The 22,651-nt window shown below is 48.9% G+C and carries 25 protein-coding genes and 1 tRNA gene; 3 read left to right on the forward strand and 23 right to left on the reverse strand.

Annotated features, from left to right (window positions below; all coding sequences use genetic code 11):
- Positions 1 to 15 precede the first annotated feature (15 nt).
- A complete protein-coding gene (locus tag AADEFJLK_RS25390) occupies positions 16 to 396 on the reverse strand; it encodes a transposase family protein (protein WP_346222577.1) in 381 nt (126 codons plus the stop codon).
- Between the two features lie 10 nt (positions 397 to 406).
- Entirely contained in the window at positions 407 to 874 is a 468-nt protein-coding gene (locus tag AADEFJLK_RS25395; RefSeq protein ID WP_249027948.1) for a transposase family protein, read from the reverse strand.
- Positions 875 to 1,054: 180 nt separating this feature from the next.
- Here AADEFJLK_RS25395 and AADEFJLK_RS00940 point away from each other — a divergent pair, with 180 nt between their 5' ends.
- Complete coding sequence (locus AADEFJLK_RS00940; protein WP_146054479.1) at positions 1,055 to 1,414, forward strand: hypothetical protein; 360 nt, start codon at positions 1,055 to 1,057, stop codon at positions 1,412 to 1,414.
- A gap of 31 nt (positions 1,415 to 1,445) precedes the next feature.
- Here AADEFJLK_RS00940 and AADEFJLK_RS00945 read toward each other — a convergent pair whose 3' ends face one another.
- The gene (locus tag AADEFJLK_RS00945) at positions 1,446 to 2,036 is read right to left on the reverse strand and encodes a hypothetical protein (protein WP_103972988.1); all 591 of its coding nucleotides are present in this window, start codon (positions 2,034 to 2,036) and stop codon (positions 1,446 to 1,448) included.
- 457 nt (positions 2,037 to 2,493) lie between these two features.
- On the opposite strand from AADEFJLK_RS00945, the gene AADEFJLK_RS00950 reads away from it, so the two are divergent.
- Positions 2,494 to 3,078, forward strand: a complete 585-nt coding sequence (locus AADEFJLK_RS00950; RefSeq protein WP_211299123.1) for a type III toxin-antitoxin system ToxN/AbiQ family toxin — start codon at positions 2,494 to 2,496, stop codon at positions 3,076 to 3,078.
- A 62-nt stretch (positions 3,079 to 3,140) separates the two neighbouring features.
- On the opposite strand, the gene AADEFJLK_RS25400 is transcribed toward AADEFJLK_RS00950, so the two are convergent.
- The 9 genes from AADEFJLK_RS25400 to AADEFJLK_RS00990 all read right to left on the reverse strand — a co-directional run bounded on the left by AADEFJLK_RS25400 (position 3,141) and on the right by AADEFJLK_RS00990 (position 13,196).
- The gene (locus AADEFJLK_RS25400) at positions 3,141 to 3,521 is read right to left on the reverse strand and encodes a transposase family protein (RefSeq protein WP_346222578.1); all 381 of its coding nucleotides are present in this window, start codon (positions 3,519 to 3,521) and stop codon (positions 3,141 to 3,143) included.
- 10 nt (positions 3,522 to 3,531) lie between these two features.
- Positions 3,532 to 3,981: a transposase family protein gene (locus AADEFJLK_RS25405; RefSeq protein ID WP_249027949.1), complete on the reverse strand. Its 450-nt coding sequence runs from the start codon at positions 3,979 to 3,981 to the stop codon at positions 3,532 to 3,534.
- 749 nt (positions 3,982 to 4,730) lie between these two features.
- Positions 4,731 to 5,471 carry an HIRAN domain-containing protein gene (locus AADEFJLK_RS00960; protein WP_103972990.1) on the reverse strand — a complete coding sequence of 247 codons (741 nt, stop codon included), beginning with the start codon at positions 5,469 to 5,471 and terminating at the stop codon, positions 4,731 to 4,733.
- Positions 5,468 to 6,460, reverse strand: a complete 993-nt coding sequence (locus AADEFJLK_RS00965; protein ID WP_103972991.1) for a HipA domain-containing protein — start codon at positions 6,458 to 6,460, stop codon at positions 5,468 to 5,470. Before AADEFJLK_RS00965 ends, AADEFJLK_RS00960 begins: the two co-directional genes overlap by 4 nt.
- Positions 6,461 to 6,522: 62 nt before the next feature.
- Complete coding sequence (locus AADEFJLK_RS00970; RefSeq protein ID WP_103972992.1) at positions 6,523 to 9,192, reverse strand: DEAD/DEAH box helicase; 2,670 nt, start codon at positions 9,190 to 9,192, stop codon at positions 6,523 to 6,525.
- Complete coding sequence (locus AADEFJLK_RS00975; RefSeq protein WP_103972993.1) at positions 9,192 to 10,712, reverse strand: site-specific DNA-methyltransferase; 1,521 nt, start codon at positions 10,710 to 10,712, stop codon at positions 9,192 to 9,194. Before AADEFJLK_RS00975 ends, AADEFJLK_RS00970 begins: the two co-directional genes overlap by 1 nt.
- A 341-nt stretch (positions 10,713 to 11,053) precedes the next feature.
- A complete protein-coding gene (locus tag AADEFJLK_RS24295) occupies positions 11,054 to 11,227 on the reverse strand; it encodes a hypothetical protein (RefSeq protein WP_170064998.1) in 174 nt (57 codons plus the stop codon).
- Between the two features lie 553 nt (positions 11,228 to 11,780).
- Positions 11,781 to 12,116 (reverse strand): hypothetical protein, encoded by a 336-nt coding sequence (locus tag AADEFJLK_RS00980; RefSeq protein ID WP_146054480.1) that lies wholly within the window; start codon positions 12,114 to 12,116, stop codon positions 11,781 to 11,783.
- Between the two features lie 195 nt (positions 12,117 to 12,311).
- The gene (locus AADEFJLK_RS00990) at positions 12,312 to 13,196 is read right to left on the reverse strand and encodes a hypothetical protein (protein WP_103972996.1); all 885 of its coding nucleotides are present in this window, start codon (positions 13,194 to 13,196) and stop codon (positions 12,312 to 12,314) included.
- Positions 13,197 to 13,483: 287 nt separating this feature from the next.
- On the opposite strand from AADEFJLK_RS00990, the gene AADEFJLK_RS00995 reads away from it, so the two are divergent.
- Entirely contained in the window at positions 13,484 to 13,735 is a 252-nt protein-coding gene (locus AADEFJLK_RS00995; protein WP_103972997.1) for a hypothetical protein, read from the forward strand.
- Positions 13,736 to 13,852: 117 nt separating this feature from the next.
- Here the strand turns inward: AADEFJLK_RS00995 and AADEFJLK_RS01000 are convergent, their stop codons facing one another.
- The 11 genes from AADEFJLK_RS01000 to tolA all read right to left on the reverse strand — a co-directional run.
- Entirely contained in the window at positions 13,853 to 14,404 is a 552-nt protein-coding gene (locus AADEFJLK_RS01000; protein WP_211299124.1) for a hypothetical protein, read from the reverse strand.
- Positions 14,405 to 14,644: 240 nt separating this feature from the next.
- On the reverse strand, positions 14,645 to 14,866 hold the full coding sequence (locus AADEFJLK_RS01005) for a hypothetical protein (protein WP_103972998.1): 222 nt from the start codon (positions 14,864 to 14,866) through the stop codon (positions 14,645 to 14,647).
- Between the two features lie 111 nt (positions 14,867 to 14,977).
- Positions 14,978 to 15,589: a hypothetical protein gene (locus tag AADEFJLK_RS01010; protein ID WP_103972999.1), complete on the reverse strand. Its 612-nt coding sequence runs from the start codon at positions 15,587 to 15,589 to the stop codon at positions 14,978 to 14,980.
- 52 nt (positions 15,590 to 15,641) lie between these two features.
- Positions 15,642 to 16,682 (reverse strand): tyrosine-type recombinase/integrase, encoded by a 1,041-nt coding sequence (locus AADEFJLK_RS01015; RefSeq protein ID WP_103973000.1) that lies wholly within the window; start codon positions 16,680 to 16,682, stop codon positions 15,642 to 15,644.
- A gap of 124 nt (positions 16,683 to 16,806) precedes the next feature.
- Positions 16,807 to 16,882, reverse strand: a tRNA-Lys gene (locus AADEFJLK_RS01020).
- Between the two features lie 59 nt (positions 16,883 to 16,941).
- Positions 16,942 to 17,613, reverse strand: a complete 672-nt coding sequence (gene queC, locus AADEFJLK_RS01025) for a 7-cyano-7-deazaguanine synthase QueC (RefSeq protein ID WP_103973001.1) — start codon at positions 17,611 to 17,613, stop codon at positions 16,942 to 16,944.
- A 400-nt stretch (positions 17,614 to 18,013) separates the two neighbouring features.
- Positions 18,014 to 18,661, reverse strand: a complete 648-nt coding sequence (queE, locus tag AADEFJLK_RS01030; RefSeq protein WP_103973002.1) for a 7-carboxy-7-deazaguanine synthase QueE — start codon at positions 18,659 to 18,661, stop codon at positions 18,014 to 18,016.
- On the reverse strand, positions 18,661 to 19,548 hold the full coding sequence (gene ybgF / locus AADEFJLK_RS01035; RefSeq protein ID WP_103973003.1) for a tol-pal system protein YbgF: 888 nt from the start codon (positions 19,546 to 19,548) through the stop codon (positions 18,661 to 18,663). Before ybgF ends, queE begins: the two co-directional genes overlap by 1 nt.
- Positions 19,549 to 20,148, reverse strand: coding sequence for a peptidoglycan-associated lipoprotein Pal (pal, locus tag AADEFJLK_RS01040; protein ID WP_088618121.1), 600 nt, complete (start codon positions 20,146 to 20,148; stop codon positions 19,549 to 19,551). It lies immediately after the preceding gene.
- 417 nt (positions 20,149 to 20,565) lie between these two features.
- Entirely contained in the window at positions 20,566 to 21,834 is a 1,269-nt protein-coding gene (tolB, locus tag AADEFJLK_RS01045; RefSeq protein ID WP_103973585.1) for a Tol-Pal system beta propeller repeat protein TolB, read from the reverse strand.
- Positions 21,835 to 21,883: 49 nt separating this feature from the next.
- Positions 21,884 to 22,651, reverse strand: a 768-nt coding sequence (gene tolA / locus AADEFJLK_RS25410; RefSeq protein ID WP_249027950.1) for a cell envelope integrity protein TolA, incomplete at its 5' end; no start/stop codon positions are given.

Here is a 22,651-nt window from a genome sequence, read left to right on the forward strand (position 1 = left end):
TAATAGACATCTTTCCTAAATGTTGCCATATCTCAGGTTAACCAGTGCGGCCACCAGGCTCCATGTCAGGGAGTAGTTTTTGTGTTTGCCCCGGTAAACGTCCTTGACGATCCTGAAAATTTTGCAGCGGCGGTTGACATGCTCAATGAAAACCCGCTGTTTTGAAAGGGCTTTGTTATGGGCTTTGTCCTCCGCAGAAAGCGGTTTGCCTTTTTGTTTCTTGATGGGCAATACCGAATTTTGGTGGAGGCCGTGCATCCTTTGGTATCCCGAATCTGCCAACAGCAGGGCGTCGGGGTGCAGCAACAGGCGGCATCCTTTGAAGACCGAAAAATCATGTTGACTGCCTTTGCCGACCACGACCGAGAGGATGGAGAGCGTCAACGCGCAAATGATGAGTTGCGCCTTAACCGTGTGGCTTTTTTTTTCCGGAGTAGAAGTCTTTTTGGCCTTTTACGGGGCGTTCGATGCGCTGCTCCGACGCGTCAATACCCTCTGGGGCATAAATGATCAGGGTGGCGGACTGCCCCTCTTCCAGCAATGCCTTACGGTTGGGGAGCTTCTCAATTTTGGCCAACATCCTGGCCGTGCGCGAATACACCTTATGGCAATACGATTCGCTGATACCAAAAACCGCCCCCAAATTTATCAGGGTCGGATAGTGGCGGAGGTAATAGAGGGTCAGCAACAGGCGGTCTTCCGTGGTCAGTTTGGAGTCTTTCCGGCCCCGCCTTGTCAACGGGCTGAGGGCTTTTTGTTCGCCGATGTAAACGCACAGCTTGCTGTTGAGGTGCTGGAAATCTTCTTTTGACAACCCGACAAGGCGTTTGTATTCTTCGGGGTTGTCGGTGGGTAGCTGGGCATACGGTTTCATGGCTTTTTGGTGGGTCAGGATAAAGCTTGGTATTTTAACCTGTCAACGTTTATATAGTCAGCAACATTTAGGAAAGATGTCTAATCAATTAGCGATAAGAAAAAGTTATGTAAAGATTTAACGCAATTTTTTATAGATTATTATAAGGAAAATAAAGAAAAAATAGCATCTTGCATAATAGTGCCGATTCCACAATACCAACTAGGACTATCTATTTATATTGCTAAATCACAATCAGGTATGCCTGAAATTATAGGCAAAGCAAGCATATTCAATACTAACGAAGTAGAAATACATGAAATTAACGAATGCATATCAAAAAAATCAAAAAATATAGAACGCTATAACCAGACGTTTTCAGAAAAATGGCTGATAATAGTGCTTCCAGCCATGAAGATGGCTGGTGATTTATGTGTTTCAGATAATATATTCACAACTATTGAGCATGGGTTTTCTAATATTTACTTGCTTGATTCGCATCTGGATAAACTTTTTTTAATAGGCAATGGTTCGGACAACGCTGTAAGGCCTAATCCGTAGGGTGCAATAGGCAAAACAGAAATATGAATTCTTAACTCCATTCGTAAGACCAACATGCTTGCTGGGCTTCTTCTACTGTGGTATATGGGGTATCAGAATCATTTTTCCATACTACCCAAGATTCGCCAGGCATTCCGGTATCGCCTCTAACAACTAGTGAATTTAAAGGGGGGCGACCATTATCTGTATCGAAGTTAGAGATATTAACTATCCATTCGACTACTTCATTGGTATTACCTCTACCAAACCGTCTTAAAGGATATACGGTTAGCCAAACTTCTTTATACATCGCCTTTTTTTCATGTCGTGTTTTTGTTTCTCCTTTAGAGGTTTGAATCAAGAAATTTCGGACATTAATTTCTGTGTCTGACAAGACTGAATCAATCTGCTCATCCTCAAGAATTTTAGATAGTCCAGCATAAATACTATCTAGTTGGCGCTTCGAAATTTCAACTGTCGTACGTTTTTCTCCACATTCTAAGCATTGTTGCTGCCGAGCAACGAGAATTTTAATTCCATAAGAATTGGCTTCTTCAAAGCCACTTTTAAACTTTTTACTGCCTTCTTTATGTGTTTTTTGAGAAATCGTATTTATTGTTTTGAATTTATGTTTGCATTTCATGGCATCTGCCTAATTGATTTTACAAAGTAGAGAGTATATATGCTTCCTATAAAATGTCAATAGTAACTATATTTAGTTTCTATTTTTATGGGCATTTGATGCTCTAAGTTGATTATAGCTAATCCAATATAAGCCGATAAGGACTGCCCGTCCTTCCTGTCGCCTTTTTGGCATCATCAATTTATATCGTATTGGCTATAGAGTATTAACCCGTTATTTTTTCTGGCGTTGCTGATAGTCTAAAAAACCTTCCATTGTTGGAATTCGTGGCTTACCGTTCCTTTTGTCTCCTGTTTGGTGGTGTTATCGCCTCTGGTAACCTTACATTATCAAAGTTTGCCTGCTCATAGACTGATTTGACATGTTCCTATAGCAGCACTATACTTATAGCATAAGGTGATACGCTACCTTTAAGTGCGAAGTTGAAATCAGGTGATACGCTACCTCAAGTGCGAAGTTGAAATCAGGCTCCCGTCGCCTCAAGGCGGGGAAAAAAGTGGCGGAAGCCGCTTTTTTTTTGTCTTGGCGAGGAGTATCTATGCGGTTTTACACAGTATCAGACGAGTACATGGCTTTTTTGCAGCAGTTCGATGGAAAGGTGCCCAATAATGGCGGCATCAACTACAAGAACAAAAAAGTTTATGTAGGTATCGTGCTAGAAATAGATACGCATAAATTCCTTGCCCCCCTGACCTCCTACAAGACAAGCCAAGATCGCATCAAGTCGTCTTGCTGCTCTGCCTTCAAACTCCATGAGCGAACTAATCCTGATAACAAGCTGGGGCTTATCTCGCTCAATTACATGGTTCCGGTTCCTGATAGTGAACTAGTCGAGCTAGACATTGATGCTCAAAATGCGTCCTATAAGCGGATGCTTTACCTTCAATATGAGTTCATCAAGAGCAATCGGACAGAGATCATCAGGCGAGCCGGAAAACTCTATGAACATGTAGTCATCAATCGCAGCAGTTTTTTTGTCAAGATATCGTGCGATATCCCAAAACTTGTTGATGAATATAAGAAATTTAAGAGATCCGAATAAGGCTATCAACCTCTGTATATTTGCTAAACATACGTTATTGTATAGTATAATAGACATCTTTCCTAAATGTTGCCATATCTCAGGTTAACCAGTGCGGCCACCAGGCTCCATGTCAGGGAGTAGTTTTTATGTTTGCCCCGGTAAACGTCCTTGACGATCCTGAAAATCTTGCAGCGGCGGTTGACATGTTCAATGAAAACGCGCCGTTTTGAAAGGGCTTTGTTATGGGCTTTGTCCTCCGCCGAAAGCGGTTTGCCTTTTTGTTTCTTGATGGGCAATACCGAATTTTGGTGGAGGCCGTGCATCCCTTGGTATCCCGAATCTGCCAACAGCAAGGCATCGGGGTGTAGCAACAGGCGGCATCCTTTGAAGACCGAAAAATCATGTTGACTGCCTTTGCCGACCACGACCGAGAGGATGGAGAGCGTCAACGCGCAAATGATGAGTTGCGCCTTAACCGTGTGGCTTTTTTTTTCCTGAGTAGAAGTCTTTTTGGCCTTTTACGGGGCGTTCGATGCGCTGCTCCGACGCGTCAATGATCAGGGTGGCGGACGGCCCCTCTTCCAACAATGCCTTGCGGTTGGGGAGCTTTTCAATTTTGGCCAACATCCTGGCCGTGCGCGAATACACCTTATGGCAATATGACTCGCTAATGCCAAAAACCGCCCCCAAGTTTATAAGGGTCGGATAATGGCGAAGGTAATAAAGGGTCAGAAGCAAGCGGTCTTCCGTCGCCAGTTTGGAGTCTTTCCGGCCACGCCTGGTCAGCGGGCTGAGGGCTTTTTGTTCGCCGATGTAAGCGCACAGCTTGCCGTTGAGGTGTTGGAAATCTTCCTTTGACAGCCCGACAAGGCGCTTGTATTCTTCGGGGTTGTCGGTGGGTAACTGGGCATACGGTTTCATGGCTTTTTCGCGGGTCAGGATAAAGCTTGGTATTTTAACCTGTCAACGTTTATATAGTCAGCAACATTTAGGAAAGATGTCTAATATAGGGGGGGCTAAAAACTGTTGTTTAAAGCTCAAAATGGGGGGCATTGGTTTTTCACTGCTTCAAGCTCAGCTAACAGTTTATATGCTTTAAGCGGTCAGGTTTTTGGTTTTTTAGTGTGAGGGAGTGTGGGCATTTTGTCCGCCAGTAAGTTGTGGCTGAACGCTGGTGGGTATGGTGCAGGCCATCGTGCAAGGCTAAAGACCTTTGCACTCCACGCTATCTCGCCCCATGAGTGAAGTATATGTTGTCCATGTTCCCTCAATTGCTTTTAGTGGCATGTCGTTGGTTTTTTGGGTTTCTTTTTCCGTCGCAAAGTGGAAAGAATGGGGGAGATTTTACGGCGGGCATAAAAAAACCGCTTGGCAATGTTGCCTAAGCGGTTGATTTATTTGAATCTGGATGGTGGGTCGCATGCGATTCGAACGCATGACCATCGCATTAAAAGTTCGAATGTAAACTCTACTAGGCAACTGCATACTACTAATAACTCCGTATAATCAGCATGATACAGCATATTAAAAGGCGTGTAAAGTTGGTAAAAGTAGTATGGGGCGGTATAAACCGCTGTAGTTTCCACTGTAGTTTTCTGGAAAAAATAGCTAATAAAAAAACCCGCACAAGGCGGGCTTTAGTTTTGAACGAGGGTTATGTTAAACATTTTCTATGCCGCTGCCGCATCCTCCTTTCCTAAAAGGGTATGTTCATCATCGGCAAACAACTTCACCCCTAAAGGCGGGCTAAATACCGCACGGCAAAGCAAACGGAACTGCACTGGCGCGTCTTTGTTCACTCGTTCCACGTTCAGTTGCACATCAGTTTCCTTCATAATACGGTGCAAGCCGCGGTTTAAATAACGCGGACAATAGCCAACGGTCACGGGTTCTTCGGTTTCCAATAACAAAGCAAAATGATCATGGGCATTGCCATTTTCATGCCTTAACCTTAGGCGATCACCAGTTTCCAAACGGTCAATACTTTCCAAAGCCGCTGGCTCAAGATAGCGTAAGCCGTGACTCAGAAAAAACATCTCGATGTTGCCTTCCGCGTCTGTTTCCGGGTCTGGATATACGCATAATCCGTCTGTAACCCGTTGTCCACCTGAACGGGCAAGTAAAGTCACTGGATCAGCGTTTTTCGTGGGTTCAAGTGCTAGCCAGCGGACATAGTCGGGGTATTCCGGGCGTGACTTGGCCAAAATCCGGTTGCTGAACAACGGAAAAAGTTCCTGTGACCAATAGTTTTGGTCTAATTTGTGCATTCTGCCAAGGTATTGGAAGCGCGGTGAAGCCAATGCTCCTGCCGTGTAAACAAAACGGTAACAGTCTTTTTCTTGGCTCAAACGTCCTACGGTATGCCAGCTCCGTGTTTTTGGGTCTTGCCAAGCAATATAAAGGGCTTTCATAAGGTTGCCTCTGATAGTAAACGCTGTTTGTTCAATTCTAAAAGCTTCATGGCAAACTCAATCGCCGTTGGGCTGATTTCAGTATCGGGGGGTAGGCGTTGAAATAAATTTGCACATTGTGCTTTGCTTATGTCAACTAACTGTTGTAGCCAAAACTTAGCGGCTTCCGGTCTTTTAGATGCTGCTCGTTCAAAAGCTTCGATTGTCGATAGTGGTTTTTGATCAATTTTTTTTGAATAAATTGCTGATTTGGCTTTTTTTACAAATTGGTTGATGCTGCCAGGATCGGGTGCGGGTGTGGTCAAGCGTCTTTGACGTTTGGCATCGGTTTCATTTTGCCCCAGCGATGCTGCATGATCGAAAGTCGGGGCTAAGTAAATACGGCCACAAAAATGGATCACGCCCCAATTTTCATGGTGTCGATCTTGGTTGGCAATCCAAGCATCCAATAACAGGTAACCGACAAAAACATCAGCGGCATCTTGTATGGCTGCTCCCGGCTGCATCCAACTAAATGGCAATAAAATTTTATCATTATTCAAATAGTTGAAAATACGTCCGAAAGTATGGTCTGTAACTTTATAATTCTGTGATGCGGGGTAATTGGTATGAATTGCCGACAACAATTCGTTACCTAGCACCAAGCGGCCATTTCGCGGAACAAAACTTTCAGTTAACACGCCTTTTTGCCGTCTCCATACGGCCAACTCATAATGGGCATGAGGTAAACCCAGTAAGGCGCATAGTTCACAGGTGATTTTTTCTGCCCAGTTTTCACCAGTATTAGGGCGACCAATTTTGAATAGACGAGGCGGGGGTGGGTCTGAATTTTTATCATCATTATTGTCGCTTTCGGTGCAATTGTCGCTTTCGGTGCATAACCAAAACTTAGCTTTTGTGCCTAATTGCTCCTGAGATAGCCAAGCGTTATTATCAATACATTCAATAGGAAAGTGTTGGGCTTGTGGGATTATGGAATCAATATTCATAAAACTGGGATTATCCTTAGCCAAAAAAACGATTAATTAAACATGAATTGCATTGCATTGCATTACAAACCAATCACCCCATCAAGCTGTTGAAAAACCCCTAGGCCTTGGGCATTTTTCTTTTCCGCCATCAAAAACAAACAGCGTCCGCCGCTTTTCTTGGCCCATGCTTCACCGATCGCGCGTTTTTCTCTGGAATCATCATTGGTTACATACACCTTGCCTTTGTACTCAATGACCAACGACCTGCCATCCAACAATTCCACGACAAAATCAGGGTAAAACCAGTTTTTTGCCAAGGGTAAACGTAACGAAGCATTATCCCGGTTGACCAAATTCCTAATCCAATATTTAACCTTCGGGTGGCAATCAATCAGTTTGGCGCACTCAAACTCTTCGCCGTCTTCTTTCAAATCTTCGATTTCAGGGTAAAAATGCTTAGAAAACTGATAACGTCCCTGATAAAAAGGTGGCCTTGCCGGATAATAGCCGGGTAAAAACTCCATCACATGGTCAAAACGGGTTTCCAAGCTGTCATCTTCATCAAACAAGGCATAATTGAATCCCTTTGCCGCCGCTTGTTGCCGATAGCTGTCGATTTGTTCGCGTACTGCCCGTGCCAAGCTATATTTGCAACGGATCAGCCCCGTTAACGGCAAGCCCCGTGATTTGGTCAGGTAGGCAATTAGCCTGACTAAAAAAGCGCGTAATTGCGCGGGAAGCAAGCCAATTTGTCGGACTTGCGGCTCCAGCCAAAACAGCAAGTCATTGTCAGTATGGCCCCCATCTACCCAATCGAGGTTATACGGCTGGTTTTGGTCGGCCAAACGGTAAGTCAATTTTTTGCCGTCCATATCTACTTCAAAGGTATGTGCGGTTTGCACCAAGTTAAAATTCGGTAATTCCGCCGGAAAATCCAGCAATGACCATTCACTCCGCCAATGCAAATAGGCATCGGTGTCCAACAGCTCCCAAAGCTCTCCCTGCTTGTGGCAAAGCAAGGGTATCGGTGCGAAGGTCTTACCATTTTGCGAAGGGGCGCGGGCAACAGCTATGCGCATATTATGCTGGTCGATCTGGGCATTCAATTGTTGTTTTTGAGTGCCTGTTGTCGCTTTCAGCAATTGCGCCTTGGTTTCCGGGGATACCTCGCCTCTAACCTCAATAGCAAATGCGTTGTCCGCTGTTGGCGTAATGACCACATGATTTGCCGTTGTTAAGCCTAAATCCGGTACGGTGGCCGTTACAAAACGCAAAGTCGGCATTTCCCGCCCGCCAGTACATGCTTGCCCGTCTTCGCCTGTAAACACATCCCCTTGGTTCGGATGGCCTTGGGTGATATTGGCAACGGCTTCCAACGCTTCAAAACCCATTTCTATCAGCTTGTCGGTCAATTGCTTAGCTACCACGGAAAAATCCGGTGAAGCCAAATGGGCATAAGCACGATTTAACGCCTCGCTGTTACGGCGTGTGGCATAAGGCATACGCAACACCCGCCCTAACAACTGTTCGGCATCCTTACTGGATTTTACATCTTTGACCGAACAAAACACATAAGCAAACGAACAGTCCCAGCCTTCTTTTAAGGCCTCGATAGTGATGATGTACTTGATCAGGCAATCCCGTGCAAACAAGTTCAGGCCATCCAATTCCCGTTGCTTACCCGTGGCAATGGCAATTTCCCGCTCGTCAACATGCAGTTGTTCGATTAAATGGGCTTTTAGTGCCTCAACGGGAACCTCGCCGTTTTTGGCATCGGCTTGAAACAGCACGATAGGCCGGACAAAATCGCTTTCCTGTTGCGCCGCCAACGCCAGCTTTTTGCCTTCCAGCACCGCATCCTGCACCGCCGCTTGCCAATTTTTATGCTCGGTCAGCACAATCGGCAACTTGATCATGTTTTCGGCTTTCAGTTCCGAAGCCGAACAGCGGTACAAGACATTGGAGGCCGAAGTTTGGCTAAAATCCGGGGTTGCGGTAAACTCGACAATACAGGCCGGATGCAGTCGCTTTAAGGTGTCAAAGGTCAATTTTGTACGCGCGTTATGCGCCTCGTCCATAATCACCAAGGGCTGGTGCAAGGCCAATAAATTGGCAAATGAAGCTTTGATTTTGCCAATATCCCCAGGCTGCAAGCCATTTTCCTGTAAGTCTTTTTCGCTAACGCGATCTAAACGGCCATCAGGGTCGGTTATGCCAGCAAAATGCGGCTCAAAATCTTCATGGTACGCATACACCTTCCGTCCGCTGGTGTCTTCCACCCGCAACGCCGCCAACGTGGCCACTATCAGCAAGGTTTTCCGGCCTATCTCGTGGCGTTGAATTTGCATCACCTCGCCAACATCAAACACCCGTAGTTTGTCCAAGCCGAATTCGGTTTCTAAGGCTTGCCGATAAGGGTGTCCGACTGTTTTTAATGCGCCCAATGTTTGTTCGCGGATGGTGTTGGTCGGAACCAGCCACAAAACAATGGGGAAATCTTGCTCTAGGTAGGTTTTTTGCACCACACTGACACTGTACGAAGCCAGCACGGTTTTTCCGCCGCCAGTCGGCAAACGCAAGCACACATAAGGCATTTCGCCAAAATTATAATGACGGTAAGGTATAGGCTCTAACGCTTGTCGAACTTGGCTGTCAGCAAACGCTTCGGCAACCGTGCCGCTTTTGGCTTCGGTTAAAAACTCAGCCAACGCGGTTAAGGCACGGTTCTGATAATCCTTTAATTCAAACATCACGACCCCTTCACATCATAGGGAATTTGTTTAAAGAGGATATGCTCCGCGTCCAAACGCGGCTTGCCAAAGCGGCTTGCTTCACCATAAATGGTTTTGCGCCCCTTATATGCGGGCAATATGTCCAACACTGCTTGGGTCAAAACATTACCGCTTTGTGGCCTACGGTCGCCCAAAATGCCGTTATAGAGCAAATAATAGGCAGTGTCGTTATGGATGCCCAGCAATGGCGTATCGGCAACCTTTGGTAACGGGGTACGGGTTTCACAAAACCAAAGATGTGCCGCCAGTGCGGCAAAGCGCACGTTGGGATGGATTAATCCATATTCATCAAAAATGGTTTCGCCCAAGCGGAAATAATGGAAACCGCCACCGCCTTGCCAGCCCACCGCTTCGGAAATGCCGCCCTGTTCGCCTTCAACCACTTTTTTTAAACGCGGCTGGCAATGGGTTTGGGCATGGTCGCCCATTTCGATGCCGATATAACGCCGTCCCATTTTGTGCGCTACGGCGGCGGTTGTGCCTGAACCTAGGAAACTATCTAGGATAAGGTCGTTGGAGTTGGTGGCAATATGTAAAATACGTTGAATTAAGCGTTCGGGTTTTGGGCTTTCAAATGCTGCCGTTTTTCCAAAAAGACTGTGAATTTCCTTTTTTGATTCATCAGTATGTCCAACTTCATCGGAAGGCCACCACGTCCAAGGGGCGACACCAGATACTTCGGACAGGTATCTAATAATATTAGGCTGCGCATCACCTTTTTTACCAAAATAAATTCTGTTTTCGGATAAAAGTTTTTCGTAAGTTGCACGGGCAATACCCCAGCAACGACCTTCCGGTGGACGATAACTTTTTCCTGATGGTGTTATAACCTCATAAAATTGTTCTGATGTTGCATGTCCTTCTTGTGCAGTCATTGGAATAGGTCGCCAACGACCAAGTGGATCGTTATTAGGGTTTTTGTAAACTTTCGCTTGCAATTCGGTTAATGGAACTAAGTTACGATTTTGTTTAAAAATATTAGGATGTTTAGCATAAACAAAAAGATATTCGTGTACATCTCCAATTGCTTCACGATTTTCTCTTGAATACCTTTTTTGCCAAATATTTGAAGCTATAAAATTTCCTCGCCCAAACACTTCATCCATCATCACCTTTAGATAATGCGCTTCACGATCGTCTATCGACACCCAGATGCTGCCGTCTTCTGCCAGTAATTCGCGTAATAATTCTAAACGTGGGTACATTAGGCTTAACCATAGCGAATGCTCCAAATTGTCGTCGTAATGAGTAAATGCAGAACCTATATTGTAAGGCGGGTCAATATAGATACATTTCACCTTGCCTGCATACAGCGGCAACAAAGCTTTTAAGGCTTGTAGGTTATCGCCTTGGATTAGCATATTTTCGGTGTCGGGATCGCCCGCGCTAAGTTCCGGCACGGCTTCCAGCAAGCGGTAAGGTACTTTTTGCACAGTGCGCACCGCGTCCTGTTTGTTTAACCAGTCGAGTAAGGGCATGGTCTAGGTTTAGTCCTTTAGATTTTGTTGGTGGGGTAGGGAATGGCAGGCAATCAGGGCTAAAAAGCCAGTGGCGGACTGATATTTTGGCTAAACCCCTATGGAATTCTGGGGCAACACACTATAACGCTTGTTAAAATTATAGCTGATTTAACGGCAATCATCATCGGGCTATTTATAATGGCGCAATTTTGTAACAGTTCAAAATAAAACGCGGCAACACGCCACAATAAAGCCGCACCCCTTGCCAAATTTCAGGCACAAAAAAAACCGCCCGAAGGCGGCTTGTTTATAGTGGCAATTCCGGTCGCTTTCCAAATCCTATGCCCCTGCTTTCCGGCTCAATCGCCATTCTCGGCCTTGTCGATCTGTTGCCTTAGCCAGACGATGCCGCCCAGCTCCAAAAACTTCTTATGCTGCGCCGCTGTCAGGCGGATGGACATGCTTTTTGCTCTGTCTTCGGGCTGTAACGGCTTTCTGCCCGCGCCTTTGGCGCGTGTCTTCTTGGGTTCCATCGTGTCGTTCCTCAAAAGTTTATTGGCGGTCGCCGCAACCGTTGCGCCCGGTCGGCGGCTGGATTAGCAATTATTGTATTTCATAATTAGTGATTGTTGTCAATTTATTTTATGGGAACCCAAAAACTGCTACAGGCCGCGCCGTCCCTGCATTCCTGAAAGTCAAGTTATTTATGGGTTTCATAAATAACTTCGCATAACGGGCATTATGTTAAATTATGTATTTCAAAATTAAGCGCAACCGTTGCGGACGGGTTTGTCAGGTGGTAAGCCCGCCCGTTCCTGCTTCGGTATACGTTCGGCGTGAAGGGATTAGACGTGGCAATTTATTCGGATGGCCTTGCCCCTGTTGATCGCTTCCAAGGCTTTCGGCGGTGTATCAGTTTCGTTTGCTAATAATCCATTGACTAAAGCTGTAAACTTAAAAATGCTTTTTACTGTTGCAAATAACCTTCAAAGCCGCGCCGTATCTGGGTTTTGCTGTTGCATCATTGGAAACCAAAACCGGATAACCCCGCAAAAGTAACAGCTCCAAAAATGGGTTTTTAACTGCTTACCGGATATGCCCAAATTGTTTCATGGCTATGCCTTGTCCGGCGATCACAGTCCGGTCATCATGAGCCGCTAGGCCTTGTCTGTACTGGACTCCAGTGGTCACGATGTCGGTCACGTTCTGAACAGGGCCAGGCAATGAGACAAATCCTTGTTTGACCCGCGCCCTATCTGTAATCAGTTGAGACACCACGCCTGTGGAAAATGCGGTAAATGTTGCCTTAAGCCGCGCCAGCATTGGGTTTTGTTGCGGTAAATGATGCCGCCAGAGTTCACAACAATTAAAGGCTTGAGTGGCTCGGTTAATGATTTGTTTATCCGGTTTTGTCAGGAACAAGGCAATGGCAACGATTGGGCTTTACCAGCGTCACCTTGCCGTCACTGTATTTGCTGTTGCATTTTTGTTGCAAATAACGGCAACAGGCTAGAAGTTAAAGCAATTAGTGATATAGGCCTGTTGCGTTCCTGTTGCTTTTTGTCGCCGCCTTATCGCTTGCTTTGCTCCAGCTAGGGCGGTGCGGTCAAATATCGATTAAACAAACGATTCGACAATAATGCGCTTCACTTGCTTGGTCAGCGGCGCGTTACCGTCAAACCGCCCGCTATCGGCCTTAATGGCCCGTTCTATCCATACCCTGATGGCCTTGTTGTCGCCTAGGCGGTATTTACGTTGTAACGCCTTCACCAGATAGCCTTCCAGCATAACGGTCGTGCGCTTGGCTTGTTCGCCGTATATGACGGTCAGGGCGAAATGCACCTGCGCGTAGTCATCAGGCCCCGTGCCGTCGTCAATCGGTGGGGCATCCTGTTTAACATCTTGAATGGGGCTATTGTGTTTAACATCATAAATGGCGTTATCCCGTTTAATATCTTGAACGGCATCACCGGGCAATAAAATCCCTGCGCCGTCACTTGGCTTGGCCGCTTCGTCGGTGGTGTCGGCTAGTGGTTGGGCTGTCTGTTTAATATCTTGAACAAGGCTAACGGGTGGCAATTCCCGTTGGTCGCTTGGGTCGGGCATGATCTGGACGGACTCAATAGCTCCCGTGGCTTCAATAGCCGGTGCAAGGGCATTTGCTTCGGGTTCCGGTATCGCCTCACGGTCAGCACCCTCCACCAATGGTGGAACCTGAACCCCGACAACATCCGCTAGCGGCTCCGCTTGGGTTAGGGGCGTGTCGCCCAAGGTGTCGCCCACAATGTCTGTTTGTATGGCGGTAGCGGCACTTGTCCGGTCAACGTGCCAGCGGTATATCTCCAGCTTTACATCATCCGGCAAATGCTTGGGGTTACAGGTCACGCTTAGCGCGTCCCTGGCTTGCTTAATCAGTTTGGCTATCTTGTTGTTGTTCTTGGCCGAACAGCCATACAAAGCCGCCAAGGCTTTACCTAACCTGTCTTTGCCATCGTAACTCATAATACTGCCTATTTAATATATTAAATGTTAAGTTATTCTATTGTGTTTAATATCTTAAATTACCCTGCCGTTTAAGATATTAAAGCGTCATTGGTTAGCCGTCGCGCCAGTACCTATTATGGATAGGCGAAACGCCCGCCCTATTAGCCACTCGTCCAACCATAACGATTCGTTATAGTTGCCCCAAGGGGTGCGGCCTAGGCCTTCGGTTTACGCCATAAATGCGTATTAAATAGGCATTAAGGCCGCTTAATATGCGCTGCGCCTAAGTTTTGCCGCACTAAGCTATGTCTAAAAACAAACTTTGTGGGCAAACTTTGCGGCCTGTAAAAACGGCTACAGGCCACGCCACGCGGGGCTTTTGCCAGAAATTAGGGGCAAACCTAAAGCAAACTATCAATAGCCAACTATCGCCAGAAAATGCCCGTCTGATGGTGGCTTTCACCAACGCACCTTTAAGCCGCCCGTGCATCCATCGCATAATCCACCGTGACCGCCAGCAAGCCTATGGTCATTTTATTGTGTGTGCCGTGCCTTGAATTGCCCCTAGGGATGGTATATCTATAAAGCTGTCCTCATAGTGACAACAAAACCGCTTAAAAAGGCTCTGACTTGTCCTCATGGTGAACAGTTTAGGCAAACTTGCCGCCCATGATTTACTGACTTGTCCTTATAGCGACAACATTTGTCCTTATGGTGGCAACTGTTTTCAATTTTGGCGACTTGCTAGGTCGGCTCTTCTTTTGCTGTAGCTCCTGCCATGATTTAAGGAAGCGGGGATCAATTTTGTCGGTGTTGCCCGGTTTCCATAGGTTTGATGCCACCTTTGTGGGCGACACATCCAATTTGCCTTTGCAGTCATCAATGGCTAGCCAAGTGACCGCATAAAGTGAGCATTGGTTTTTACCGCCTTGTCGGGTTTGCTCAATAAATCCCAAGGCCAACAGTTCAGTTAAAGCCTTATGCACTGAGCCTTGCGAATTCCAGCCGTACAATTTCATAATTTTAGGTGCGGCGGACAAGTCGCCGTTATTGCTGCCGTTCAATTGGGCGGTAAGGTTGTCCAGCATATTTGCCGCCATGTGGCTCAATACCGAAGCCGGGGAGGGGGTTCCGGTTTTGCAGTCCGCCCTAAAGATATGATGGGGTTTCGCCGCAAAACTACCGCTTTCTTTCCGTCCGGTTACTTTTTGTCTTTTAGTTGCCATCCGTTAACCATCCCTAAAAAAGGGTAGTGTCCCTTTAATGAAATATTGCATTCAAACAATGCCCCGCATTAATTAAGTGCCATGCGGGCTTTCATGTTACCCGGCAATAAATTCACTGTAGCTTTTTGCTGTAGGTCTTGAGATTGCTAAAGGTTATCCGCATTTGGTATGCGAAAACGGCCATCTGTGCCTCGTTATCCAAACGAGTGGCCGATTGCATAGGGCGGATGGTTTTTAGTATCACGCGCCCCTACGTTCGGCTAAGCACTGGATAAACGTCGGGATATGCACCAGAAAGTTTCTGGCAGTGACTTTGACAAAAGCATCCTTAAAGCCGTTAGCTTCGCGGTTTTTGAACAGCCAGTTAAATTCCGATTCTTTCAGCGGATTGTCGGGGTGGGTGGCAAATGTGTGTTTTGGGCAGAAGTCGCCCAAGGTCGTGTTGGTGGGGGTATCGGTCATAAAAAAGCCTCACGGGTTAGTAAACATCGTGAGGCTATTGTATGAGGGTGAATAAATTATAAAATTGTCGTATTGCAGTGTGACATGTCTTACTGCAATAGTGCATAAATTTTATCGCGGTTTGGGTAGCATTTTTACTAATTGCCTTTCTTCAACAACGATTCCGGCTCTTTGGGCGGCGGCTTTTCTAGCTTTTTTCAAAGTTGAATGTTTTGGAATTTCTTCAACAAAATATTCCCTAGCTAAAGACCATTTTTGTTGGCTGGCTAAAGATTTCTTTTTGGGGCCAGCCCTATATTTGGCGATATTAGCGCGTTGGAGTTCAATTATCGCTTCATTGTAATTATTTACTGCTTTATTGACATTGAAGGTTAGTCGCGCTGCTTGCTCGTAAAAAAAAACCATGCTTAACTGTTGTTTAAGAATAGTGATATACATTTCATCGCCTAAGGCTATCTGCTCATTTACAAGTTCTTGGGATTCATTAAATTCCTTAATTTTTATTTCACATAAGTCAAAATCGCAAGGTATTGCTGATATGAGCATGTCAATTTCTCTAAGCTTCTCTTCATGAATGATGAGTAATGAATCAATATTGTCTTGTTGCTTTTGATGCGCAGCTAAATGAAATTCTATTTTTGCAGTTATTTGCTCTAGTGCTTTTAATAATATATCTACTATTTTTTCAACCAATTCATTCCCCCAAATCAAAATGTGATTCATTATTTTAGAATTAGCCAGATAACATCTTCGATTTTTTGCTTTTTGGATTGGCCTAAAGATTTATGGCCTTCGCCATCGTATCATTCAGCACTTGGGATTTATGCGCCGTTGACAAATGCGTGTAGCGGTCAGTGCTGGCTAAGCTCTTATGCCCCAAAATCTCGGCGATCTCTTTCATCGTCCTGCCATCACGCGCCAGTGTCGAGGCGGTGTCATGACGCATATCATGCCACCTGAATTTTTGGATATTGGCCGCTTTCAGGCAGTTTGCCCATTGCTTTTTATAATCGAAAGGCTTGCTTGTGTCGGTGCTGGAAGGGAATAGCAGACCGTTGCCGACTTCCCGATGTTTTTTGATTTCGTCCACTATAACGCCAGGAATGGGGGTGTGGCGAGGTGTGCCGTTTTTGGTGTCGGAAAGTATGGCCAAGCCTTTTTCAAAGTCTATATCGTTCCAGCGTAGCTTATCCAATTCACCTTTGCGCATCCCCGTGGTCAATGCCATTAGGACTTTCAGGTAAAACTTGCCGCCGATGGCTTTGGCCGCTTTCAGCAAACGGGGTTTTTCCTCGTCAGACAAATAACGGACAATTTTGTTATCGACTTTAAGGGAACGGACGCGCTTGCAGGGGTTGTCATCAAGATATTGCTCCAGAATGCTATCATCCTCTTGTTGTAGGGTGGCGTAATCGAGAATAGCGGACAACACGGCAAGGTGTTTGTTATAGGTTGCGGGGGCTTGGGATTTTTTGGGCTTGAGGGTGTCGCGGATAAGTTCCGGCGTGATGTCTGACAGTAGGATTTTGCCTAGGCGTTGTTCCCACCATAAAACAAGCCGTACCCTGTCATGGTCTTTGCCTGTCCACCACTGCATATATTCATCAGCCAAACGGCTAAATTTGACGGTGCAGGGTTTGATGCCTTTGGCTTCGTACTCTTGGGCATCCAAAACGGAACGGTTTCCCCATGTGCGGGCATCTTGTTTGCGTCTGAATGTTTTTGTTTTGATGCCTTTACCAGACTTGGTAAGGATGGTTCGATAACGGGCTTCGCCGTTTTTTAAGATAACTTTGATGATATGGAAATTTAGCATCTGTGCATCCTCGACTTGAGGGTAAAAAACAAGACTACCTATAAAATCGCTGTAGTCGATGGTTTAGTACACAGTTACCGAAGCCTAATTATCCTTAAAAGGCCTTTTATTTCAAAATGTTGAATGGTGGGTCGCATGCGATTCGAACGCATGACCATCGCATTAAAAGTGCGGTGCTCTACCGGCTGAGCTAGCGACCCAACAAAGAAAGACTATTATAGTGAATTGTACGCGTTTGGCAAGCTTTTTTTCACTTTTTTTATTGGTAACGGGTGGGGTCGTTAAGGCCGGCTTCTTGGAAGCCGGTTTTTCTTAGGCGGCAGGCGTCGCAGATGCCGCAGGCGTGGCCTTGGGGGTCGGCGCTGTAGCAGGAGACGGTGCGGCTGTAGTCTACGCCTAGGCGGGTGCCTTGGCGGATAATTTCGCCTTTGCTTAGGGAAATTAGGGGCGTGTGGATGGTGAAACGTTCGCCTTCTACGCCCGCTTTGGTCGCCAGGTTGGCGAGGTTTTGGAAGGCGTTGATGAATTCGGGGCGGCAGTCGGGGTAGCCGGAGTAATCGACGGCGTTGACACCGATGAAGATGTCTTGCAGTTTCAAAACTTCCGCCCAGCCTAGCGCGAACGAGAGGAAGATGGTGTTGCGGGCGGGGACGTAGGTGACGGGGATGCCGGGTTGGAGGCTGTCGGGTACGGCGATGTGGTCGTCGGTGAGCGCGGAGCCGCCGATGGCACCGAGGCCTAGGCTGATGATTTTGTGGTCGAGGACTTGGTAGTCTTTGGCGATTTGGCTGGCGGCGAGCAGTTCGGCGTTGTGGCGTTGCCCGTAGTCGAAGCTGAGGGCGTAGCAGGCAAAGCCTTGTTGTTGGGCGAGGGCGAGGGTGGTGATGGAGTCTAGTCCGCCTGAGAGCAGGACGATGGCGTGTTTTTGCATGGGTGTTTTGGGTGTTGGGCTGTGGCTGTTGGGTGATAATCGGGGGGTTGGGGGCAGAACGGTAGTTGGTGCGGTTTTAGGCCTATCGTGCAAAGGCTGAAGACTCTTGTGTGCCGTTCTCTGTCGCTTAAGGAACGTGCATGAAATATAGTCGGCGTTCCATTACGTCTCTGCGTGTTAAACCCCACCCCAGCTCTCTCGGCAACCGCTCCTGCGTTGCTCTACCTCCTGCATCCATGCAGTCGCCCTTCGCAGGGGAGGGAGTTTATGTCTTACCCTGTTATATAGGCGAAAATCAAAGGAAAAACGCCCAAGGGGTTGTTGTGCTTTCGAGTTTATTTCATGCACATTCCTAAGTGGCGGTATCGCTATCCATAAAACGCCCGCCAATTATACGCTTTTATTTGCCTTGGGCATCGTTCCACAGCAATTTATGGAGTTGGATTTGGAAACGCACGGGCAAACGGTCACGGAGGATTTTTTCGGCCAGTTCGGTGGGGTTTTGTTGTCCGGCGATGGGCGAGAACAACAGTTGGCACCGCTCGGCGAGGGCGTGTTCGGCCATGATGGCTTTTGACCATTGGTAATCCCCGTCGTCGCCGATGACAAATTTCACTTGGTCTTGGGGCGTGAGGTGGGCGATGTTGCTGTAGAGGTTTTTGTCCAGTTCGCCGGAGCTGGGGGTTTTTAAGTCCATGACTTTGACGATGCGCGGGTCTACGCCGGACACGTCAAGGGCACCGCTGGTCTCTAGGGAGACGTGGTAGCCTTGGTCGGCGAGGTGGCGGAGCAAGTCTAGGCACGCGGGTTGCGCGAGGGGTTCGCCGCCAGTGACGGTGACGTGGCGGCATTGGTAGGCGGCGACTTGGGCAAGGATGGTGCTGAGGGTGGTTTTTTGTCCGCCCGTAAAGGCGTAGGCGGTGTCGCAGTAAACACAGCGTAAGGGGCAACCCGTCAGGCGGACGAACACGGTCGGCAGGCCGACGGTGTTGGCCTCGCCTTGCAGCGAGTGGAAAATTTCGGTGATGCGTAAGGTGGTGTCCACAATTATTGGCTGATGTTGAGGGTGAGCAGTTTTTTGGTGGCCGCCCGTGCGGCGGTGGTGTTGGGGTATTGGCTGGTGACTTGGGTCAGGTAGTCGCGGGCCTTGTCGGTGTGGTTTTGGTCGAGTTCGATTTTACCGAGCATGTACAGGGCATCGGCTTGTTTGGCGCTGTTCGGGTAGCTTTTGCCGACGTTGCTAAAGGCCTGTTTGGCGGTTTCGGGGTCTTTTTTGACCAAGTAGGCTTCACCTAGCCAGTATTGGGCGTTACCCGCTAAGCCGCTGTTGGGATAGGTGGTCAGGTAGTTGTTAAAGCCGCTGATGGCCTCGTCGGTATGGCCGCTTCTGAGGGCAAGGTAGGCGCTTTTGTAGGCGGCGTTTTCGGCATCGGAAACGACGGGGGCGGGTGTTTTGGCAACAGGTGCGGCGGGTACGGGCGCGGCGGCGGGCGGGGTCGCGTCGATGGGGGTGCGTGGGGTATCCGCGACATGCGGCGGCGCCGGTTCGGCGGCGGGCGCGGATGTGCCGACATCGCTGGCGGGGGCTTCGGGCGCGGGCGTGTCGGCACTAGCGCCGCTTGTGCCTTTACCTTCTAGGCTTTGCAGGCGGTCTTCTACGTCGCCGAGCCGGGCTTTTTGCTGTTTTTTCAGTTCGGCGATGGTGTTGGCTTGTTCTTCTACTTTTCCGGTGAGTTGTTGGACTTCGGTTTGTAGTTGTTCCAAACGCCCCGTCATTTCCATTAGGGAGCTGGTGGAAGGCGAGGGGGCGATGTTATTAGCCGCTGCCGCCGCTGAGGGCGGGTAGGCGGAGTTGTCGATCACTTCCGGCAATGCCTGTACGGGGCTGTTTAGGCCGCAGTACGCTGCTAAGAGAATAACGAGGCGTTTGTTCATTTATTTACCTTGATAGTTGATTTCGACGCGGCGGTTGAGTTCCCACGCGGCTTCGTCGCTGCCCATGGCGGCGGGTTTTTCTTCGCCGTAGCTGACGACACCGATTTGGCTTTCGGATACGCCTTGGATTTTTAGGATGCTGGCGACGGATTTGGCGCGTTGCTCACCTAAGGCGACGTTGTATTCACGCGAGCCGCGCTCGTCGCCATGGCCTTCCAGGGTGATGTGCTGGGAAGGGTTGGCCAATAGGTATTGGGCATGGGCGGCGATGACGGGGACAAAGTCTTGTTGGATTTGGAAACTGTCGAGCATGAAGTAGATGGTGCGTTTGGACAGTGGGTTGCTGGGGTCGCTGAATTCGGGGCCTAAGCTGGCGGCGCCGTCACCATAGCCGCCGTTCGCGCCATAGCCGGAACCGGAGCCGCCCATTTCGCTGCCGTTGAGGCTGCTGTCGCCATTGAGGCCGCTGGTGGAGGCATCGCCGATGCCGCTGGTTTGGTCGCCTTTTAGCAGGTCGGTGTTTTTATCGTCAGTGTCCGCGCAAGCCGTCAAGAGCAGGGTGCTGATGGCTAATACTAAAACGGTGTGGGTTAGTTTCATGGTGGTGTTTTCCAGGTTTAGAGGTTTTGGGAATTTATGGGGGCTTTACCTATTGCCCGCCCGGCTTAGAATCCGTAAGCGTCAGCTTGGGGTTTAAGGAACGTGCATAAAATTAAGTGGGCGTTCCATTGCAGCACAGCGTGTTAAACCCCACCCCAGCCCTCCCCTTGGCAGGGGTGGGAGCAAACGGCTTCCCCTCGTACAAGCGAAAATTAGGGGGAAAATGCCCCTCCCCCTGGCAAGGGGGAGGTTGGGAGGGGGTTGCTGTACTTTCGCCTGTATAACAGGTTTTATTTCATACCCGTTCCTAATTGAATGGCCTACAGGGTATAGGTAAAAACGTTAAGCTTGCCTGCCATTAACGCTGGCATGTCGGGCAGAACCGCTTGCCCGACCTACGTTGTTAGGTTGTTTTCTTTACTGCGGCGACCAAGCGGGTTCGCGGACTTCGCCGTTGGTAAATTGCAGCTTTTGTTGCATTTTACCATCGACTGACACTGCCGATAAGAAGCCGGCGCCGCCTTTTTTCGAGGCATATAAAATCATCGTGCCGTTGGGGGCGAAGCTGGGCGATTCGTCGGAAGGCCCGGCGGTCAGCACGTTGATGCCGCGGCTGGCCATGTCCATGACGGCGATGCGGTAGCCGCCCTTGCCGCCGTGTACCATTGCCAAGCTTCTGCCGTCAGGGGAGAAGCTGGCGCGGGCATTATAGTCGCCGGAAAAGGTGATGCGTTTTTCGTCGCCGCCCCGGCTGGAGACCATGTACAACTGGGGTTTGCCGCCCCGGTCGGAGGTGAACACCACGGCGCTGCCGTCGGGCGACCAAGTCGGTTCGGTGTCGATGGCGGTGCTTTTGGACAGTCTGGTCAAGGAGCGGGAGCCTAAGTCGAGGACGAAGATGTCGGGGCTGCCGTCTTTAGATAAGGTCAGCGCTAAGCGGGTGCCGTCGGGCGACCAGGACGGTGCGCCGTTAATGCCGGGGAATTCGGCGACGCGTTCGCGTTGGCCGCTGGCTAAGGTTTGGATATAAATTGCCGCCGAGTGCCGCTCAAATGAGACGTAGGCCAAGCGTTTGCCGTCGGGCGACCAAGCGGGCGACATTAACGGTTCGCGCGATGAGGCGACGGTCTGCGGGTTAAAGCCGTCGGCATCGGCGACTTGCAGTTGGTGGTTTTGTTTGCCGCCGCTGGTGATGTAGGCGATGCGGCCACTGAACACGCTTTTTTTGCCGGTGAGCTTTTCAAAAATCAAGTCGCTGATGTGGTGGGCGGTGCGGCGCAGGTCGTTGGCGGAAGAGCTCATTTTGTAGCCGAGCATTTGCCCGCCTTTGTTGACATTGAGCAATTGGAACTGCACGTCGTATTGGCCGCCGTTGTTGTTGACTTTGCCGACCACGAGGTAGTCTTGCATCAGCGATTGCCATTCTTTGTAGTTCACTTGCGCGGCGCTATTGGGCAGGCTTTGCATGTTTTGTTGCGCCATCATTTTAAAGTAGCCGCTACGTTCGAGGTCGGCGTTGACGATGCTGCTGATGTCGACGGGGGCGGCGGTGGCGGCAAACGGCACGACGGCGACGGGCAGGGCGCTTTCGGTGCCGCCAGTGACTTCGATGGTCAGGGCGGCGTAGCTAGTGCTGATGCTTAAGCTGCACAGCGCGAGCAAGGCGAGATTTTTTAAAAAAGTCATGCGTTGGCCTCTGTTTTTAAGATCGTGGTTCGTCATGGGTAACGGGGTATCAGGGGTTAAATTTAAAGGTCAGTGGTCTAAAATGTTTGGCAAATACTTCCGGGTCTTTCGATACGGGCAACGGCGAGGCACGGTTAACGGCGTTAATCGCCGAGTTGTCGAACATTTCGTCACCACTGCTGGAAATGACTTCGGCATCGAGGACTTCCCCACTAGGGGTCAGCCGTACTTGTATTGTGCAATGCAAGCCTGCCGCCGCGTCGGGCGGACGTATCCAACTCCTTTCCACTTTTTGTTGCAATTGTTTGATTATACCTGCTAATTCGGCTTCTGCCTTAGCTTTGGCAGCGGCTTTAGCGGCAGCTTCCGCTTTGGCCTTAGCTTCGGCTTCCGCCTTGGCTTTAGCCGCCGCTTCGGCCTTGGCTTTTTCGGCGGCTTCGGCTTTCGCTTTGGCCTCGGCTTCTGCCTTGGTTTTAGCGGCAGCTTCGGCCTTAGCTTTTTCAGCGGCTTCGGCTTTGGCTTTTTCGGCAGCTTCGGCCTTAGCTTTTTCAGCGGCTTCCGCCTTGGCTTTGGCGGCAGCCTCGGCTTTGGCCTTAGCGGCGGCCTCGGCCTTTTCGGCCTTGGCGGCTTCGGCAGCTTCCGCCTTGGCTTTGGCGGCAGCCTCGGCTTTGGCCTTAGCGGCGGCTTCGGCTTTTTCGGCCTTGGCCGCTTCGGCGGCTTCCGCCTTGGCTTTGGCGGCGGCCTCGGCTTTGGCCTTAGCAGCAGCTTCGGCTTTTTCGGCCTTGGCCGCTTCGGCGGCTTCCGCCTTGGCTTTGGC

This window comes from Methylovulum psychrotolerans (genome assembly GCF_002923755.1).
Lineage (GTDB): Bacteria > Pseudomonadota > Gammaproteobacteria > Methylococcales > Methylomonadaceae > Methylovulum > Methylovulum psychrotolerans.

Coding starts and splice junctions, on each gene's coding strand:
- AADEFJLK_RS25395 (WP_249027948.1), bottom strand. CDS start 874: ATGAAACCGTATGCCCAGCTACCCACCGACAACCCCGAAGAATACAAA.
- AADEFJLK_RS00945 (WP_103972988.1), bottom strand. CDS start 2,036: ATGAAATGCAAACATAAATTCAAAACAATAAATACGATTTCTCAAAAA.
- AADEFJLK_RS25405 (WP_249027949.1), bottom strand. CDS start 3,981: ATGAAACCGTATGCCCAGTTACCCACCGACAACCCCGAAGAATACAAG.
- AADEFJLK_RS00960 (WP_103972990.1), bottom strand. CDS start 5,471: ATGAAAGCCCTTTATATTGCTTGGCAAGACCCAAAAACACGGAGCTGG.
- AADEFJLK_RS00965 (WP_103972991.1), bottom strand. CDS start 6,460: ATGAATATTGATTCCATAATCCCACAAGCCCAACACTTTCCTATTGAA.
- AADEFJLK_RS00970 (WP_103972992.1), bottom strand. CDS start 9,192: ATGTTTGAATTAAAGGATTATCAGAACCGTGCCTTAACCGCGTTGGCT.
- AADEFJLK_RS00975 (WP_103972993.1), bottom strand. CDS start 10,712: ATGCCCTTACTCGACTGGTTAAACAAACAGGACGCGGTGCGCACTGTG.
- AADEFJLK_RS24295 (WP_170064998.1), bottom strand. CDS start 11,227: ATGGAACCCAAGAAGACACGCGCCAAAGGCGCGGGCAGAAAGCCGTTA.
- AADEFJLK_RS00990 (WP_103972996.1), bottom strand. CDS start 13,196: ATGAGTTACGATGGCAAAGACAGGTTAGGTAAAGCCTTGGCGGCTTTG.
- AADEFJLK_RS00995 (WP_103972997.1), top strand. CDS start 13,484: ATGTCTAAAAACAAACTTTGTGGGCAAACTTTGCGGCCTGTAAAAACG.
- AADEFJLK_RS01000 (WP_211299124.1), bottom strand. CDS start 14,404: ATGGCAACTAAAAGACAAAAAGTAACCGGACGGAAAGAAAGCGGTAGT.
- AADEFJLK_RS01005 (WP_103972998.1), bottom strand. CDS start 14,866: ATGACCGATACCCCCACCAACACGACCTTGGGCGACTTCTGCCCAAAA.
- AADEFJLK_RS01010 (WP_103972999.1), bottom strand. CDS start 15,589: ATGAATCACATTTTGATTTGGGGGAATGAATTGGTTGAAAAAATAGTA.
- AADEFJLK_RS01015 (WP_103973000.1), bottom strand. CDS start 16,682: ATGCTAAATTTCCATATCATCAAAGTTATCTTAAAAAACGGCGAAGCC.
- queC (WP_103973001.1), bottom strand. CDS start 17,613: ATGCAAAAACACGCCATCGTCCTGCTCTCAGGCGGACTAGACTCCATC.
- ybgF (WP_103973003.1), bottom strand. CDS start 19,548: ATGAACAAACGCCTCGTTATTCTCTTAGCAGCGTACTGCGGCCTAAAC.
- pal (WP_088618121.1), bottom strand. CDS start 20,148: ATGAAACTAACCCACACCGTTTTAGTATTAGCCATCAGCACCCTGCTC.
- tolB (WP_103973585.1), bottom strand. CDS start 21,834: ATGACTTTTTTAAAAAATCTCGCCTTGCTCGCGCTGTGCAGCTTAAGC.